Source organism: Streptosporangium sp. 'caverna' (assembly GCF_003203775.1).
GTDB lineage: Bacteria > Actinomycetota > Actinomycetes > Streptosporangiales > Streptosporangiaceae > Streptosporangium > Streptosporangium subroseum.
In genome coordinates, this window is record NZ_CP029711.1 from 6,989,937 (window position 1) to 7,003,137 (window position 13,201).

Here is a 13,201-nt window from a genome sequence, read left to right on the forward strand (position 1 = left end):
ATGGATGATCTTCTTGCGCTTACGGATTAGCCCGTTGACCTGGGGAAATGCTCGGTAAGCGCACGAATAAGGCTAAGGCCAAGGCTCCCGCGCATAGGGTCCGCCACGCGCGGGCGCGCGAGGTAAGAGCGGATGATCAAGGGCTGTCAGGCCCTCACTCCTGGCCCTCCGGCCAACGTCCCTGACTCTGGAGAATGGCCTTATAGAACGCGTACCGCCGGGGGTCAGTGTTCCGGGAGTAGGACCAGTGTCCGCCCACCGCCCCGGGGATCTCCTCCGCGCCGGGGATCGTCACGTGGATGTGTTTGGTCTTGCTGTCGAACCACACGCCGTGCTCGACATAGACAGTCTTGGCCTTACTGCTCAGACGAAGCCTGATCGGCATGGGACCTCCGGGGGTCTCTGGGGGACCTCTCATGCTCCGCCGGAACCGGCGTCCTGTCAGCCGTTCTCCCCTGCTGACTTCTCCGGCGTCACCGACTCACGCGGAGGCGATCGCCTTCCAGATCTCTTGTGCGTCGCTCACCCGGCCCCGGGCGGCCTCCGAGATCACGAGGACCGTCCGGCGGATCACCATCTGACCGCCCTCCGCGCATAGCTCGTACTCCACCGCGCCGCGCACGATGAACGCCCGGACGCGACTCGTGTTGCCGCGCGGGACGTACCGCGTCCACTCAAGGACGGGGAGCAGGCCGGGCCTCACAGCGCGGGCACGGCCCGGCACAGGTGAACATGGCCGCACACGAGCGGCATGTGTGGATCGAGATCACGGCCGGTTTCTCGTCCAGGAGGGCCGTTAGGGAGGTGCCCAGGTTGCTCATACCTTGACCGTAGGTCACACATACATACGCGTATATGCGCGTTCATAGACGGAGACGGATGGAGTGGCACGTGAGTGCCTGCCTACGGTCGTGAGGTGATCGAATATCGCCCCGACCGTCCCATGTGGGTCCAGGTGGCCGACGTGCTTCGCAAGCGGATCGCCTCCGGCACGTACAAACGCGGCTACCCCGTCCCGGCGGAGTCTGCGATGCAACAGGAGTTCGAGATTGCACGCGGGACCGCACGGAAGATCATCGCGAAACTCCGAGACGAGGGCCTGATCTACACAGTCCCAGGCCTGGGATCGTTCGTGGGCCCTCCCCCAGACGAGGACGAGGCCGAAAGCTGATCCACAGGACCAAGAGACACGTTCACAGACGTCCACACATGCCCAGATACGCCTAGACGCGCCCGTAGACCACAGAGAGCACCGAATGGCCGCCCCTGGTCCCCCTATTCAACCTGACCGCAATAGGCCGTCAGCGTGGATTCTGGGGCCTCGAATTTCGAGGGCCGGAGCTGATCACGATTCCCCATCACTGATGGCCACACCCCGATACGGGCCGGGGAGATCGGTCACCGTGGAGATCGTGAGGTATTGGCGAGCATTTTCCCAGATCATCGTGGCCGGGTTTTTCCAGATCATCCTGGTTTGGCTTGGACTGGTCCCTCTCTTGGGGTTGGGATGGATACTCGGCCCGGGTGCGGCCTGGGTACTGGAGCACTTCGATGGGGTCCGTGGGCTGACCGGCAAGGATCTGGCAGCGGCGACCGATGCGGTGCGCGGACGGGCGCTGGCGATCGCCACCGGGCTGATCGCGCTGGGGGCGGTGTACTACACCGCCCGCAACGCCGATACCGCGCGCCAGGGACACATCACCGACCGCTACACCAAGGCGATCGAGCAGCTCGGCTCGGACAAGCTCGATATCCGCCTAGGGGGCATCTATGCGCTGGAGCGGATCGCCCGCGACTCCGCCCGCGACCACCCCACGGTCATGGAGGTGCTGGCGGCTTTCGTCCGAGAACACTCCCGAGACGTCGAGACCGACGAAACACGGGACGCGATGAAGGCGACACCTCGCCGTTCGGGGCTGCGAACCGACCTTCAGGCCGCAGTCACCGTGATCGGCCGACGCCTCGTCGGCCAGGACTCACCCGACGTGAGGATCAGCCTCGCCCGCGCAGACCTCACCCTCGCGAACCTCGTCCGCATGAACCTCACTGGCGTGAATTTCACTGGCGCAGACCTCACTGGCGCGGACCTCGCCCTCGCGGGCCTCACCCTCGCGGACCTCACTGGCGCGGACCTCACCGGCGCGAAACTCACCCTCGCGGACCTCACTGGCGCGGACCTCACTGGCGCGAAGCTCACCGGTGCAAACCTCACCGGCGTGACCCTTACCCGCGCAATGGGCCTACCCGCGCACCTGCGATCCGTGCCGGGTGAAAAGACAGGGGCTACCGAACCACTGGAGGTGCCCGGCGCTGAGTGAGGATGCCCAACGCCGGGGCCGGAGGCTTACGCCGTGGTCGGCACGTCCAGCATCCGGAACGCGTTGTCCACCACCACATCCGATCCCGTCCGGAACCACATGAACAGCCCGCGCTCTCCGGTCGGCCGTCCGTTCTCCCCCATGAGGTTCGGGATGAGTTCGATCGTGGTCCCGATGCGGTCCACGATCACGAAGTTCTGGAAATCGCCGTAGATCATGGCGTAGTTGCTCGCCGTGGCCGCCGGGGTGATGACCCCGTCCATGTTGGAGTTCTCGTTCATGGTCCGGCCCAAGAGCTGACCATTGGCCAGCTCCGGGAACTTGAGAGCCCCGTTGGAGGTCTCAAGTTGCCGGAGCGCGTTGATCGTGGACAGGTTGGCAGCCCACTGTGCACGCGCGGAGAACCGGGGCGGGAGCGCGTTCTGGAGGGCGAACGCGTCGGCGGCCACGATGGCCTCCGAACCGGTGCCGTTGATCTCACTGGCCGTCCCGGCCAGCGCGGTCACGATGCCGGTCGGCTTCCCGATGCCGTCGCCGATCGTGTAGGCCGTGGCCATGAGCTGATCCGCCGCGTCCAGGAGGAGTCTCTGGAGTTCGCGGGCGAACCCCACCGCGTCCGTGCCCACCTCGTAGGAGTACGGGACCCACGCGGATCCCTTGTTCACGGGGATGTCTGGCCCGGCCACGGTCGGGGTCGCGTCGACGGCCTCGTTCGCCTCAACAAGCCATTCGGCCGTGACTCCGGCGGAGGTGACCCCCTGCCACTTGTCCGTGGCGGTCTGGACGACGCGGGAGATCCGGCGGAGCGGGTTGATCGAACCACTGGACGTGAGCAGGACCGTGGGGTCCAGGGTCAGCGGGACGAGGAAACCGCCGGCGGAGTCGGCCAGAGACATGGCGCGCATCTCTGAGCGGACGATCTCCGCACGCTTAAAAGCGTTGTGCTCCTCCGCGTCCCACATCATGTGGCCGCGCTGAGGGTCGGCCAGGAGCGCGCAGAACGCGCGGAGGTAGTGCTCATCCCCCGTGGCGATGGCCCAGCCCGCGGCCAGACTGCGGTCTGCCTGATTGCCGGAGTGAACAACGCCACGGCGCGCTCCGCCGCGTGCTCCGGCAGCAGGCCGGAACGCAGCGCGTTGTCCACGGAGCGGTGGGCATTGTCGGCCAGGCTGTTGCCTCCGCCGTAGGGCCGGGTGTAGCTGGTGCCGTGGCGGGGGTTCGTGGTGGCGTCGTGGGAGCGGGGGTCCATGGCGCGGGAGCGGATGTCCTCCACCTGCAAGGTAAGTGATCCGATTGCGAATGGCAAATGGAATTGGGCTCGCCCCCAAATTTTGGCGAATCGTCAATGGAATGGAAATTCAGCCAGATAGCCCCGGGCATACGAAAGGGGCCTGGTTGCTATTCAGCTGAATAGCAACCAGGCCCCTTTGCGCTGATCAGGAGGGCATTGCCTCCGTACGCGGCGGGAGCGTGATCCACTCCTCCGACCCAACCGGGAGGACGCGGACCCGGGTCCAGTTCAGACCTCTCTGGCCTCCGCCGCGAATCTTGCTCGGGTCCAGCGCAATCCGCTGATAGACCGCGCGGAGGACTTCCCGCTGGCCCCCCAGGGAGAGCGACTCCCATCGGTACACCACGTCCACTCCCGGCTCTAGGAGTTCCCGGAGCGCGAGCGGGACCCGCGCGTCCTGTGCGCGCTGACGAGCGGCCTTGATCTGCGGAAGGAGGCGGGTCTCTATGCGCCCGTAGGCCGCCGCGCTGACCTCCCCGTTCTCCGCCTTGGTCATCCAGTCCTCCAGGTTGGCCTCCAGTGCCATCGCCTCCGCCTCCGCCGCCTCCACAGCTGCGTCATCCCCTCCGGCGAACAACTGATAGGCATCCGGCTGTGACAGCCGGGCCATTGTCAGGAAGATGATGGGCTCCTCCAGCCACTCCTTGCCCGTGGAGGCGCATCCTCCCTTGGATACGGAGCCACCCGTCCGGGCGTGGCAGTAGTACGACCAGTGATCCATGGACTTGGTGAACCGTGCGGCCAGCGGGCTCCCGCACTTGCCGCACTCCGCGAGGTGGCTCAGGAGATGAACCTGGCGGCCCGGCCTCACAGCGTGGTGGGCCGGGTCGTTGGGCACCATCTTGCGCCGGGGGTCGCTCAAGATGCGCACAGCGGCGTAGAACGTGACCTCGTCCACGAGCGCGGGCCAGGTGGCGTCATGGATCTCTCCGTTGTGCGTCCGTTTGGCGATGTAGGTGGGGCTCGTGGCGGTGCGCCGCACGATGAACGTGGACCACTTCTTGCCACGCGGAGAGGGGATCTCACGGGCGTTGAGATCCTTGGCAACCCGGCTGATGGGCTCCGCGTTGGCCAGACGGGTGATGATCTCCCGCACGATCGGAGCGTGCTCCGGGTGTGGATCCTGAGACACAAGGGCGCGTGTCTGGGGGTCGTATTGGCGGAGGTAGCCGTACGGACACACGCCCCAGGGCTTGCCGTTCTGGGCCGTGGAGGCGGCGGCGCGGAGGACACGGCTCCGGGTCTTCTCCGACTCATAGCCGGAGTCCACGCCGTCCTCTGCCAGGGACCTCCAGTCCCGGGCGTTGCGGGGGTCGTACGTCCGGCCGTGGCTCGTGATGTGGATCAGTACGCCGCGCTCCCGGCATGTGTCCAGGAGTGTGGACCACACAGTCAGGTCACGGGAGCCACGTGACGGCTCCCAGAGCACGAGGACACCGAACCGCCCGGCCTCCAGGTCGGCCACGAGGCGGGGCCATTCCTCCCGGGCCTTGATCGCGAACCGGGAGGCGCTCCGGTCGTTGTCCTTGTACTCCTCGACCAGCTTCCAGCCGTTGGCGGCCACGGCGGCCCGGTTGTCCGCGTTCTGCTCTCCTACGGAGCGGGAGTCCCCGCGACGGTCCTTGCTCACGCGATCGTAGATAGCGGCCCGGAGGGCGGCGGCGGAGGTCGTCATGAATTACACTCTAAAGAATGCCCGAAGGACACACGATTCACCGCCTGGCCGGGGAGCACCGAAAGGCGTTCGCCGGCACCGTGGTGCACGCCGAGAGCCCTCAGGGGAGGTTCGCCGCCGGAGCCCTGCAGATCGACGGGCGGGTGCTCACCGAGGCGGACGCCCATGGCAAGCACCTGCTGCTGGGCTTCGACGACGAGCGATGGCTCCACGTGCACCTGGGCATCTACGGCAAATGCGCCTTCGGCCCGGTGCCGGCACCCCCGCCGATAGGCATGGTGCGGCTGCGCCTGAGCAACGCGGAGAAGTACGCCGACCTGCGCGGGCCCAACACCTGCGAGCTGCTGGACCCGTCCGAGAAGAAGGCGCTGCACGCCAGGCTCGGGCCCGACCCGCTGCGCGCGGACGCCGACCCGGAGGTCGCCTGGCGTCGGATCAGCCGCAGCCGCACCTCCATCGGAGTTCTGCTGATGGACCAGACGGTCGTCGCGGGCGTGGGAAACATCTACCGGGCCGAGGCGCTGTTCCGGCAGGGCGTCGACCCGTCGCGTCCCGGTCGTGAGCTCACCCATGAGCGGTGGACGGCGATCTGGGCGGACCTGGTGTTCCTGATGGCCGAGGGTGTGCGGGTGGGCCACATCGACACGGTCAGGCCCGAGCACACACCGGAGGCGATGGGCCGCCCGCCCCGCGTCGACGGCCACGGCGGCGAGGTCTACGTCTACCGGCGCTCGAACATGCCCTGCTTCCTCTGCGGCACCGAGGTCCGCACCGAGGTGCTCTCCGGCCGCAACCTCTTCTGGTGCCCGACCTGCCAGGGCGCCTGACCGCCGGGGCCGTACCACCACCGGCCGGGTCCGGCGTCATCGTGACCGCCTCGACCGGCCCTCACGCCTGGTCGTACGGCCGAGCTCCGATCAAAGCAGTTTCAGGACGCCCTTGATCGAGGTACTGCCCGCGGGGACGAGCGGAAGCCTGACCGATGCCGTGGGAATGCGGCCCTGGGCATGCAGCACCCCCTTGAGCACGGTGGGATTGGGCTCGGTGAACACGCTCGCCGACAGGGCGGAGAGGCTGTGGCCCAGGGCACGGGCGCGTTCGGCGTCACCCGATCGCCAGGCCTGCTCCAGCTCGACGAATCGCGCGGTGTGCAGGTGGGCGGAGGCGAGGATGCCGCCCGAGGCGCCGAGGGCGAGCAGGGCGGAGAAGTAGGGGTCGTCACCGGCCAGCACCGCGAAGTCCGCGGGAAGGTCGGCCAGCAGCATGACGGTGTCCAGGTCGACGCCACCGACCGCGTGCTTGACCCCGGTCACCATGGGCAGCTCCCCCAGCCGTCGCAGCGTGGCCACGCCCACGGACTGCCCCGTCCGGTAGGGAATGTTGTAGATCACCAGCGGCACCGGGGTCCGCTCCGCCAGCGCGGTGAAATGGGCGAGCACCCCGGCCTCGGAGGGGCGGACGAAGGACGGCACGGTGACCAGTGCGGCCGTCACCTCCGGCCAGGCCTTCAGCGCGTCCAGGGCCTCGGCCGTGCTCCGGGTGTCGGCGGATCCGGCGCCCACCATCAGGGGCGCGTTCCGCTCCCGGCACACCCGCGCGCACGTCTCCAGGACCGCCTGCCGCTCCTTCTCGGAGAGCATCGCCACCTCGGCGGTGGTGCCGAGCGCGACCAGTCCGGCCGCGCCCTCGTCGAGCACGGCGTGTGCGAGGCCTTCGAGCGCCTCCACGGCGAGCTCGCCGTTCTCGGCGAACGGAGTGATCAGAGGAATGTGAACACCGCGAAGAGTCATGGCACCAGCCTCGCCCCTCGCAACCATGCAGGTCCAGTTCGCATTTCTTCCGAAAGCGTTAAGCTGAACTGATGCTCGACATACGGCGCCTCCGCCTGCTCCGCGAACTCTCCCGCCGGGGCACGATCACGGCGGTCGCCGAGGCCCTCGCCTTCACCCCCTCGGCCGTCTCCCAGCAGCTCGCGGTCCTGGAGCGGGAGGCCGGGGTGGCGCTGCTGGAGCGGACCGGGCGCCGGGTGGTACTCACCGCGGCGGGGATCGCGCTGGTGGGGCACGCGGAAGCCGTGCTGGAACGGCTGGAGCGGGCCTCGGCCGAGCTGGCCGCCGCGCGTACCGGCCTCACCGGAACGATCAGGATCGGGGCCTTTCCCACCGCGACCCGCGCGATCCTGCCCGCCGCCTTCGCCACCCTCGCCCGGGAGCACCCCGGGCTGGAGCCGATGGTGGACGAGATCGACCCCGCCGAGGTGGCCCCCCGCCTGCGCGCGGGCGATCTGGACGTCGCGCTCGTCCACGAGTACGACTTCGTGCCCGCTCCCCCGGACCTCGCCCTGGACACCGAGGACCTGCTGGAAGAGCCCATGTATCTGGCCTCGCTGGAGGAGCTCACGTATCCAGGTTCGGAGGACTCGCGGAAACCCGGGAACCCTGGGAAAGGGCCGACGCATCCGGGCTCCGAAGGCCCGCTGGACGAGCCCGTGCAGCCGGGTTCGAAGGATCATGGGAACCCTGGGAAAGGGTCCCCGAATCCAGCCTCCGAAGGCTCGCCGGAGGAGCCCATGGGTCCGGGCTCGAAGAACGGCGGCGACTCACTGGCACGGCGGCGCGACGACCCCTGGATCGCCTCCACCCCCGGCACGCTCTGCCACACGATGACCGTGCGAGCCTGCCAGGCCGCCGGGTTCGCCCCGAGGATCCGCCACCACATCGACGACTTCACCACCGTGCTGGCGATGGTCGCGGCGGGCCAGGGCGTCGCACTCGTGCCGGAGCTCGGCGCGGCCGATCCGCCCGACGGCGTACGGCTCACCGAGCTGCCCATGCGCCGCCGCACCCGGATCGCCTTCAGGCGGGGGGCGGGGACCCACCCCGCCATCGCCGCCCTCATCGCCGCGCTGCGCTCCTCGATCCCCGCCGACCATCCTGAGTCCCCCGCGAGAACGCCGGGAACCGCGTCACACCGGGGATGAGGCAGGGGCCGAGGGATCCGTCTCGCCTCAGGACGAGCCGCGGGCGGGAGATTTCACATCAGGGTGCGGGCGCTCCAGAGCTCGGGGAAGATCTCGCGCTGCATGCTCCGCTCCAGCCAGCTCAGGCCGCTCGACCCGCCGGAACCCGGCTTGGCGCCCATCGAGCGGCGTACGGCCATCAGGTGGCGGTAGCGCCAGTCGGAGAACTGCTCGGCCAGGTCGATCAGCGTCTCGGCCAGCGGCGCGAGCGGCCCGCCGTACACCTTGGCCCAGACCGCCTCGACCTCGGGGCTGGGCTTGTACTCGGCGGCGAGGTCGCGCTCCAGCACCGCGCGGGGGATCGCGTAGCCGGACCGGGCGAGCATGGCCAGCACCGAGTCGTAGAGGCTCGGCCGGTTCAGCGCCTCCACGAGCTCCTCGTACGCCTCGGGGTTGCGGCGATGCGGGCGGATGAGCGCCTCCGACTTGCTGCCGAGCAGGAACTCCACGTGACGGTAGAGCGCCGACTGGAAGCCCGACCCCTCGCCCAGGGCGTCTCGGAAGGAGTTGAACTGCGCCGGGGTCAGCCAGCTCAGCGCCGCCCACGCGGCGTTGAGTGCCTCGAAGTGCCGGACCGTTCGTTTGATCGTGAGGGTCGCGGCGGCGATGTCGTCCTCGTCGAGCTGCCGCTGGGCGAGCCGCCACTCCGTGCGGAGCAGGCCGAAGTAGAGCTCCATCACCTGGGTGGTGACCAGGAAGGCGAGCTCTTCCGGGGCGTCGGTGAGGGTGTGCTGGAGCCCGTGCAGGGTGGCGGTGCCGACATAGTCGTCGTACGGCGTGCCCCCTTCGAACCCGAGCGTGGGCAGCCCCTCGTTGGCCACGGCCCGCGTCTTCCGGTCCTGCTCGCTGAGCTGCCTGATGCTGGTCATTGATATTCCTCCGCTTGACTCCCTTCCATGGTGGTGCGTTTAGGTCGGTACGGAAATACCATAAGGAAGGTGGTTATCGGCTCTTGCCTTCGGAACGGAAAGCACTAATGCCGATCGAGTTATGAAGTAACGGAGTGTGACGGTGGACGCGATGGACTGGGCGCTACTGGCCGAGCTGCAGGACGACGCGCGACTGTCCTACAGCGAGCTCTCGCGGCGGGTGCATCTGTCGGCTCCGGCGGTGGCGGAGCGGGTGCGGCGGCTGGAGGAGACCGGAGTGATCACCGGCTACCACGCGCGGGTGGATCCGGCGCTGGCCGGGCGCGGGGTGGCCGCCCTGATCAGGATGTCGTGTTACGGGCCGCGCTGCGTGCTCCGCGACGAGCAGGCGCTGGCCTGGCCGGAGATCCTGGAGGTGCACCGGGTGACCGGTGACACCTGCTGCCTGCTCCGGGTGGCGGCCTCCTCGATGACGGCCTTCGAGGAGATGATCGACCGGCTCGCCCCGTACGGCCACCCGTCGAGCATGATGGTGCTGTCCAGCCCCGTCCCCTGGCGGCCGCTCTCGCCGGACGTCTAGGGCGGATGCCCCGCCCTTCCGGGGACACCGTCGGCGAAGCGGTCCGAACAGAAGCCGCCCCGTGATCGATCACGGGGCGGTTTCATGTCAGGAGGCGTGCGCTCCGCCGGTTGGGCTGAGATCGGGGACAGCGTGCTCACGTGGCGGGCGGCCTTGTGCCGAGAGCCCTCGTGTCGCCGCCCGGGCGTGATCGACGGCACCGGACCCTTGCCGCGCCTGAGCCGTCGATCACACGGAAGTCAGGGCCGGTACGGCGAGCCGACCCAGCGCAGGCCCTGTACGGCGATGTCCAGGGCCTGCCGGGCCGCGGTCCACACCTGGTCCGGCGGATCACCGCGGTCCAGGAGCGCCATCGCCGTGATCGTCGGAGCACCGAGGAGAGCGCCGACGAGGGCGAAGGCCTCGACGAGATCGAGCTCCTCCGGGTGCGCCCGGTGCAGCGCCTCGGCGAGCCGGCGCTGGCTGTCGACCAGCACGTGCAGCGTGCGAGCCTGAAGCGCGGGAACCGACATGATCAGATGCACGCGCGCCGCGGTCAGCCCCATGGCCTCGTCGTCCGGCGTGGCGGCCCAGTCCAGGGAGTTCTCGACCACGCGCAGCATGAGCTCGGCCACCGTCTCCCCCGGGCGCCGCTCGGCGAGCATGGCGAGTGCCCGGTCGAGGCGCGCCTGGGAGTCAAAGAAGATCACGTCTTCCTTGGTCGCGAAGTAGCTGAAGAACGTCCGGGGCGAGATGTCCACGGCCGCGGCGATCTCCGCCAGGGTCGTCTCCTCGTAGCCCTTCTCCACGAAAAGCCGCAGGGCCGCCTCGATCAGCGCGTGGCGGGTACGTAACTTCTTGCGCTCCCGCAGTCCCGGGCTTTCGGCCATGAAACTACGTTACTGCATCCAATGATTTTTTGCATCGGTTGCAATTTTCTGTCAGAAGTTGTTATGTGGAGTCAATGAGCCCGTTGACTCGCAAGGAGAGACCTTCATGACGGAAGCCGCATCCAGCCCGGTGACATTTCCGACCGTGCGCGAGAACCGCTTCGACCCGCCCGCGGTGCTGGTGCGATCGGCGCAGGAGAACCCGATCCGCCCGATGACCTACGCGGACGGCCACGAGGGATGGCTGGTCACCGGCTTCGCCCTGGCCCGCGCCGTGCTCGCCGACCTCCGGTTCAGCAACCTGCCAGACCTTGTGCACTCGCCGATCTCCCCGCAGTTTGGCGAGCGGCGGAGGAAGCGGCGGCCCGGGTTCTTCCTGGGGATGGATCCGCCGGAGCACACCCGGTACCGGCGGCTGCTGACCGGCCAGTTCACCGTGCGCCGGATGAAGCGGCTGGAGCCCTGGATCGAGACGATCACCGCCGAACGGCTGGACGCGATGGAGCTGGAGGGGCCGCCCACCGACCTGGTCCGGTCCTTCGCCCTGCCCATCCCCTCGCTTGTCATCTGCGAACTGCTCGGCGTGCCCTACTCCGACCGTGACCGGTTCCAGCGAGACTCCAGGACGCTGCTCCGCCTCGACTCCACGGTCGAGGAGGCGGAGGCGGCGATCAACGACCTGACGGACTACCTGCGCGACCTCGTACGGCACAAGCGCGCCAGGCCGGCGGACGACCTGATCAGCGGCATGCTGGAGGGCGGGGAGCTGAACGACGAGGAGATGGCCGGCATCTCGGTGCTGCTCCTGGTCGCCGGGCACGAGACGACCGCGAACATGATCGCCCTCGGCACCTTCGCCCTGCTGTCCAACCCCTCGCAGCTGGCCGCGGTGCGCGATGACCCGTCGGTGACCGACAGCACCGTCGAGGAGCTCCTGCGCTACCTCACCATCGTCCATCTCGGCCCGATCCGCTGCGCGCTGGAGGACGTCGAGCTCGGCGGCCGGTTGATCAAGGCCGGTCAGTCGGTGACGATCTCGCTGTCCGCCGCCAACCGCGACGGCGAGCGCTTCGAGGACCCGGGGACGCTCGACGTGGCCCGGCCGCCGTCGGGCCACCTCTCCTTCGGCCACGGCGTGCACCAGTGCCTGGGCCAGCAGCTCGCCCGGACCGAGATGAGCGTCGCCTACCCGGCGCTGCTGAGGCGCTTCCCGAACCTGAGCCTCGCCATACCGCCCGAGGAGGTTCCGATGCGGACCAACATGGCCATCTACGGGGTCGACCGGTTGCCGGTTACCTGGTAGAACCGGTCACCTGGCAGGAGGGGGAGATTTCCATGAAGATCAAAGCAGACACCGAAATCTGCATCGGCGCCGGAATGTGCGTGCTCACCGCGCCGGAGGTGTTCGACCAGAGCGAGGACGACGGCACCGTGGTGCTGCTCGACTCCGACCCGCCCGCCGCGCAGGAGGCGGCGGTCCGCCGCGCCGTACAGCTGTGCCCGTCGGGCGCTCTGTCCAGCTCCTGAGGGCCGCCGGAAACGGATGAGTGCGGCGGCCGCCTGGGCCGGCACGGTGCGTCGCATCTACTCCTGGACGACCGCCGCGGTTTGAAAGCGTGCCGCGTCCTGCCCGGGCGGGGATCCGAACATGCGCCGGTACTCGCGGCTGAACTGCGACGGACTGTCGTAACCGACGGAGTAGCCGATCTCGGCCACGTCGTGCGGCGCTGCGATGAGTTGGAGGCGGGCCTTCTGGAGTCGGAGCTGTTTCTGGTACTGCAGCGGACTCATGGCGGTCACCGCGCGGAAGTGCCGGTTGAGTGAGGAGACGCTGACGCCGACGTCGCCGGCCAGGTCGTCGATGCGAATCACCCGGTCGTAGTGGGTCTTGATCCACCCGATCGCGCGGGCGACGAGGGTCAGGCGGCTGTCGGCCAGGCCGATCTGTCTGACCAGGGGCCCCTGGGGTCCGTTCAGCAGCCGCCAGTGAATCTCGCGCCGCACACCGTGCGCCAGCACCGGGACGTCACGTGGTTCGTCGAGGAGACGCAGCAGCCGGACGACGGCGTCGAGCAGCTTGTCGTCGGCGTCGCTGGTCGCGATGCCCGGTCCGCCGTGCGGACGGACGACGGTGGGGCCAGCTTCTATCAGCAGTCGCGCGATGAGCGCGGGTTCGAGCGGAAGCCCGAACGCGAGGAACGGCTCGGCGGGCGTGGCGTGGGTGACCTGTGAGGTCAGGGGAAGGTCGACGGTCACGACGAGATACTGGCCCGCACCGTAGTCGAAGATGTGGTCACCGAGGACCGAGCGCTTCGCTCCCTGAGCGACCAGGGCGAACACGGGTTCGGCGATCGCGCCCAGCGGTTCGGTCACGTGCCCGGTGGAGAGCACCTGCATTCCCTCGATCCACAACGGACGCGGGCCGCCCACGGCCAGTCGCGCGATCCTGCTGCGCAGTTCGTCCATGTGATGCATCACGCCAGTGAACCACGGACGCTTGCGGCCCCAACATGATCCGGCCAAAGTTGAGCGGATCGTGCAACGATCCGCACGCATCGGTCTAGGAGTTAACAGCGCGTC

Annotated in this window: 16 protein-coding genes; 7 read left to right on the forward strand and 9 right to left on the reverse strand. The window is 68.5% G+C overall.

Annotation, left to right across the window (positions count from 1 at the left end; genetic code table 11):
* Window positions 1–154: 154 nt before the first annotated feature.
* Complete coding sequence (locus DKM19_RS30515) at window positions 155–385, reverse strand: hypothetical protein (RefSeq protein ID WP_110700345.1); 231 nt, start codon at window positions 383–385, stop codon at window positions 155–157.
* A gap of 96 nt (window positions 386–481) precedes the next feature.
* Window positions 482–703: a hypothetical protein gene (locus tag DKM19_RS30520; protein ID WP_110700347.1), complete on the reverse strand. Its 222-nt coding sequence runs from the start codon at window positions 701–703 to the stop codon at window positions 482–484.
* A gap of 252 nt (window positions 704–955) precedes the next feature.
* Between DKM19_RS30520 and DKM19_RS30525 the strand changes: the two genes are divergently transcribed.
* Both DKM19_RS30525 and DKM19_RS52080 read left to right on the forward strand, forming a co-directional pair.
* The gene (locus tag DKM19_RS30525) at window positions 956–1,171 is read left to right on the forward strand and encodes a winged helix-turn-helix domain-containing protein (protein WP_239513664.1); all 216 of its coding nucleotides are present in this window, start codon (window positions 956–958) and stop codon (window positions 1,169–1,171) included.
* A 232-nt stretch (window positions 1,172–1,403) separates the two neighbouring features.
* A complete protein-coding gene (locus DKM19_RS52080; protein WP_162641892.1) occupies window positions 1,404–2,318 on the forward strand; it encodes a pentapeptide repeat-containing protein in 915 nt (304 codons plus the stop codon).
* A 26-nt stretch (window positions 2,319–2,344) separates the two neighbouring features.
* Here the strand turns inward: DKM19_RS52080 and DKM19_RS30535 are convergent, their stop codons facing one another.
* From DKM19_RS30535 to DKM19_RS30545, 3 genes are all read right to left on the reverse strand, one after another.
* Entirely contained in the window at window positions 2,345–3,283 is a 939-nt protein-coding gene (locus tag DKM19_RS30535) for a phage major capsid protein (protein ID WP_110700353.1), read from the reverse strand.
* Entirely contained in the window at window positions 3,280–3,597 is a 318-nt protein-coding gene (locus DKM19_RS49920; RefSeq protein ID WP_162641894.1) for a hypothetical protein, read from the reverse strand. Before DKM19_RS49920 ends, DKM19_RS30535 begins: the two co-directional genes overlap by 4 nt.
* A gap of 157 nt (window positions 3,598–3,754) precedes the next feature.
* Window positions 3,755–5,284 (reverse strand): recombinase family protein, encoded by a 1,530-nt coding sequence (locus DKM19_RS30545; RefSeq protein ID WP_110700355.1) that lies wholly within the window; start codon window positions 5,282–5,284, stop codon window positions 3,755–3,757.
* Window positions 5,285–5,301: 17 nt separating this feature from the next.
* Here DKM19_RS30545 and DKM19_RS30550 point away from each other — a divergent pair, with 17 nt between their 5' ends.
* Window positions 5,302–6,111 (forward strand): Fpg/Nei family DNA glycosylase, encoded by an 810-nt coding sequence (locus tag DKM19_RS30550; protein ID WP_110700356.1) that lies wholly within the window; start codon window positions 5,302–5,304, stop codon window positions 6,109–6,111.
* Between the two features lie 90 nt (window positions 6,112–6,201).
* On the opposite strand, the gene DKM19_RS30555 is transcribed toward DKM19_RS30550, so the two are convergent.
* A complete protein-coding gene (locus tag DKM19_RS30555; RefSeq protein ID WP_110700359.1) occupies window positions 6,202–7,074 on the reverse strand; it encodes a dihydrodipicolinate synthase family protein in 873 nt (290 codons plus the stop codon).
* A gap of 71 nt (window positions 7,075–7,145) precedes the next feature.
* Between DKM19_RS30555 and DKM19_RS30560 the strand changes: the two genes are divergently transcribed.
* A complete protein-coding gene (locus tag DKM19_RS30560; RefSeq protein ID WP_110700361.1) occupies window positions 7,146–8,264 on the forward strand; it encodes a LysR family transcriptional regulator in 1,119 nt (372 codons plus the stop codon).
* A gap of 53 nt (window positions 8,265–8,317) precedes the next feature.
* On the opposite strand, the gene DKM19_RS30565 is transcribed toward DKM19_RS30560, so the two are convergent.
* Complete coding sequence (locus tag DKM19_RS30565) at window positions 8,318–9,172, reverse strand: tryptophan 2,3-dioxygenase (RefSeq protein ID WP_110700363.1); 855 nt, start codon at window positions 9,170–9,172, stop codon at window positions 8,318–8,320.
* Between the two features lie 151 nt (window positions 9,173–9,323).
* Between DKM19_RS30565 and DKM19_RS30570 the strand changes: the two genes are divergently transcribed.
* Window positions 9,324–9,752 carry an Lrp/AsnC family transcriptional regulator gene (locus DKM19_RS30570; RefSeq protein WP_204359180.1) on the forward strand — a complete coding sequence of 143 codons (429 nt, stop codon included), beginning with the start codon at window positions 9,324–9,326 and terminating at the stop codon, window positions 9,750–9,752.
* Window positions 9,753–9,991: 239 nt separating this feature from the next.
* On the opposite strand, the gene DKM19_RS30575 is transcribed toward DKM19_RS30570, so the two are convergent.
* Window positions 9,992–10,621 (reverse strand): TetR/AcrR family transcriptional regulator, encoded by a 630-nt coding sequence (locus DKM19_RS30575; protein ID WP_110700365.1) that lies wholly within the window; start codon window positions 10,619–10,621, stop codon window positions 9,992–9,994.
* A 106-nt stretch (window positions 10,622–10,727) separates the two neighbouring features.
* Between DKM19_RS30575 and DKM19_RS30580 the strand changes: the two genes are divergently transcribed.
* Complete coding sequence (locus tag DKM19_RS30580; RefSeq protein WP_110700367.1) at window positions 10,728–11,924, forward strand: cytochrome P450; 1,197 nt, start codon at window positions 10,728–10,730, stop codon at window positions 11,922–11,924.
* Window positions 11,925–11,956: 32 nt separating this feature from the next.
* Window positions 11,957–12,148, forward strand: coding sequence for a ferredoxin (locus tag DKM19_RS30585; RefSeq protein WP_110700369.1), 192 nt, complete (start codon window positions 11,957–11,959; stop codon window positions 12,146–12,148).
* Between the two features lie 57 nt (window positions 12,149–12,205).
* On the opposite strand, the gene DKM19_RS30590 is transcribed toward DKM19_RS30585, so the two are convergent.
* The gene (locus DKM19_RS30590; RefSeq protein WP_204358318.1) at window positions 12,206–13,087 is read right to left on the reverse strand and encodes an AraC family transcriptional regulator; all 882 of its coding nucleotides are present in this window, start codon (window positions 13,085–13,087) and stop codon (window positions 12,206–12,208) included.
* Window positions 13,088–13,201 lie beyond the last annotated feature (114 nt).

Coding starts and splice junctions, on each gene's coding strand:
- DKM19_RS30515 (WP_110700345.1), bottom strand. CDS start 385: ATGCCGATCAGGCTTCGTCTGAGCAGTAAGGCCAAGACTGTCTATGTC.
- DKM19_RS30535 (WP_110700353.1), bottom strand. CDS start 3,283: ATGATGTGGGACGCGGAGGAGCACAACGCTTTTAAGCGTGCGGAGATC.
- DKM19_RS30545 (WP_110700355.1), bottom strand. CDS start 5,284: ATGACGACCTCCGCCGCCGCCCTCCGGGCCGCTATCTACGATCGCGTG.
- DKM19_RS30550 (WP_110700356.1), top strand. CDS start 5,302: ATGCCCGAAGGACACACGATTCACCGCCTGGCCGGGGAGCACCGAAAG.
- DKM19_RS30555 (WP_110700359.1), bottom strand. CDS start 7,074: ATGACTCTTCGCGGTGTTCACATTCCTCTGATCACTCCGTTCGCCGAG.
- DKM19_RS30560 (WP_110700361.1), top strand. CDS start 7,146: ATGCTCGACATACGGCGCCTCCGCCTGCTCCGCGAACTCTCCCGCCGG.
- DKM19_RS30565 (WP_110700363.1), bottom strand. CDS start 9,172: ATGACCAGCATCAGGCAGCTCAGCGAGCAGGACCGGAAGACGCGGGCC.
- DKM19_RS30570 (WP_204359180.1), top strand. CDS start 9,324: ATGGACTGGGCGCTACTGGCCGAGCTGCAGGACGACGCGCGACTGTCC.
- DKM19_RS30575 (WP_110700365.1), bottom strand. CDS start 10,621: ATGGCCGAAAGCCCGGGACTGCGGGAGCGCAAGAAGTTACGTACCCGC.
- DKM19_RS30580 (WP_110700367.1), top strand. CDS start 10,728: ATGACGGAAGCCGCATCCAGCCCGGTGACATTTCCGACCGTGCGCGAG.
- DKM19_RS30585 (WP_110700369.1), top strand. CDS start 11,957: ATGAAGATCAAAGCAGACACCGAAATCTGCATCGGCGCCGGAATGTGC.
- DKM19_RS30590 (WP_204358318.1), bottom strand. CDS start 13,087: ATGGACGAACTGCGCAGCAGGATCGCGCGACTGGCCGTGGGCGGCCCG.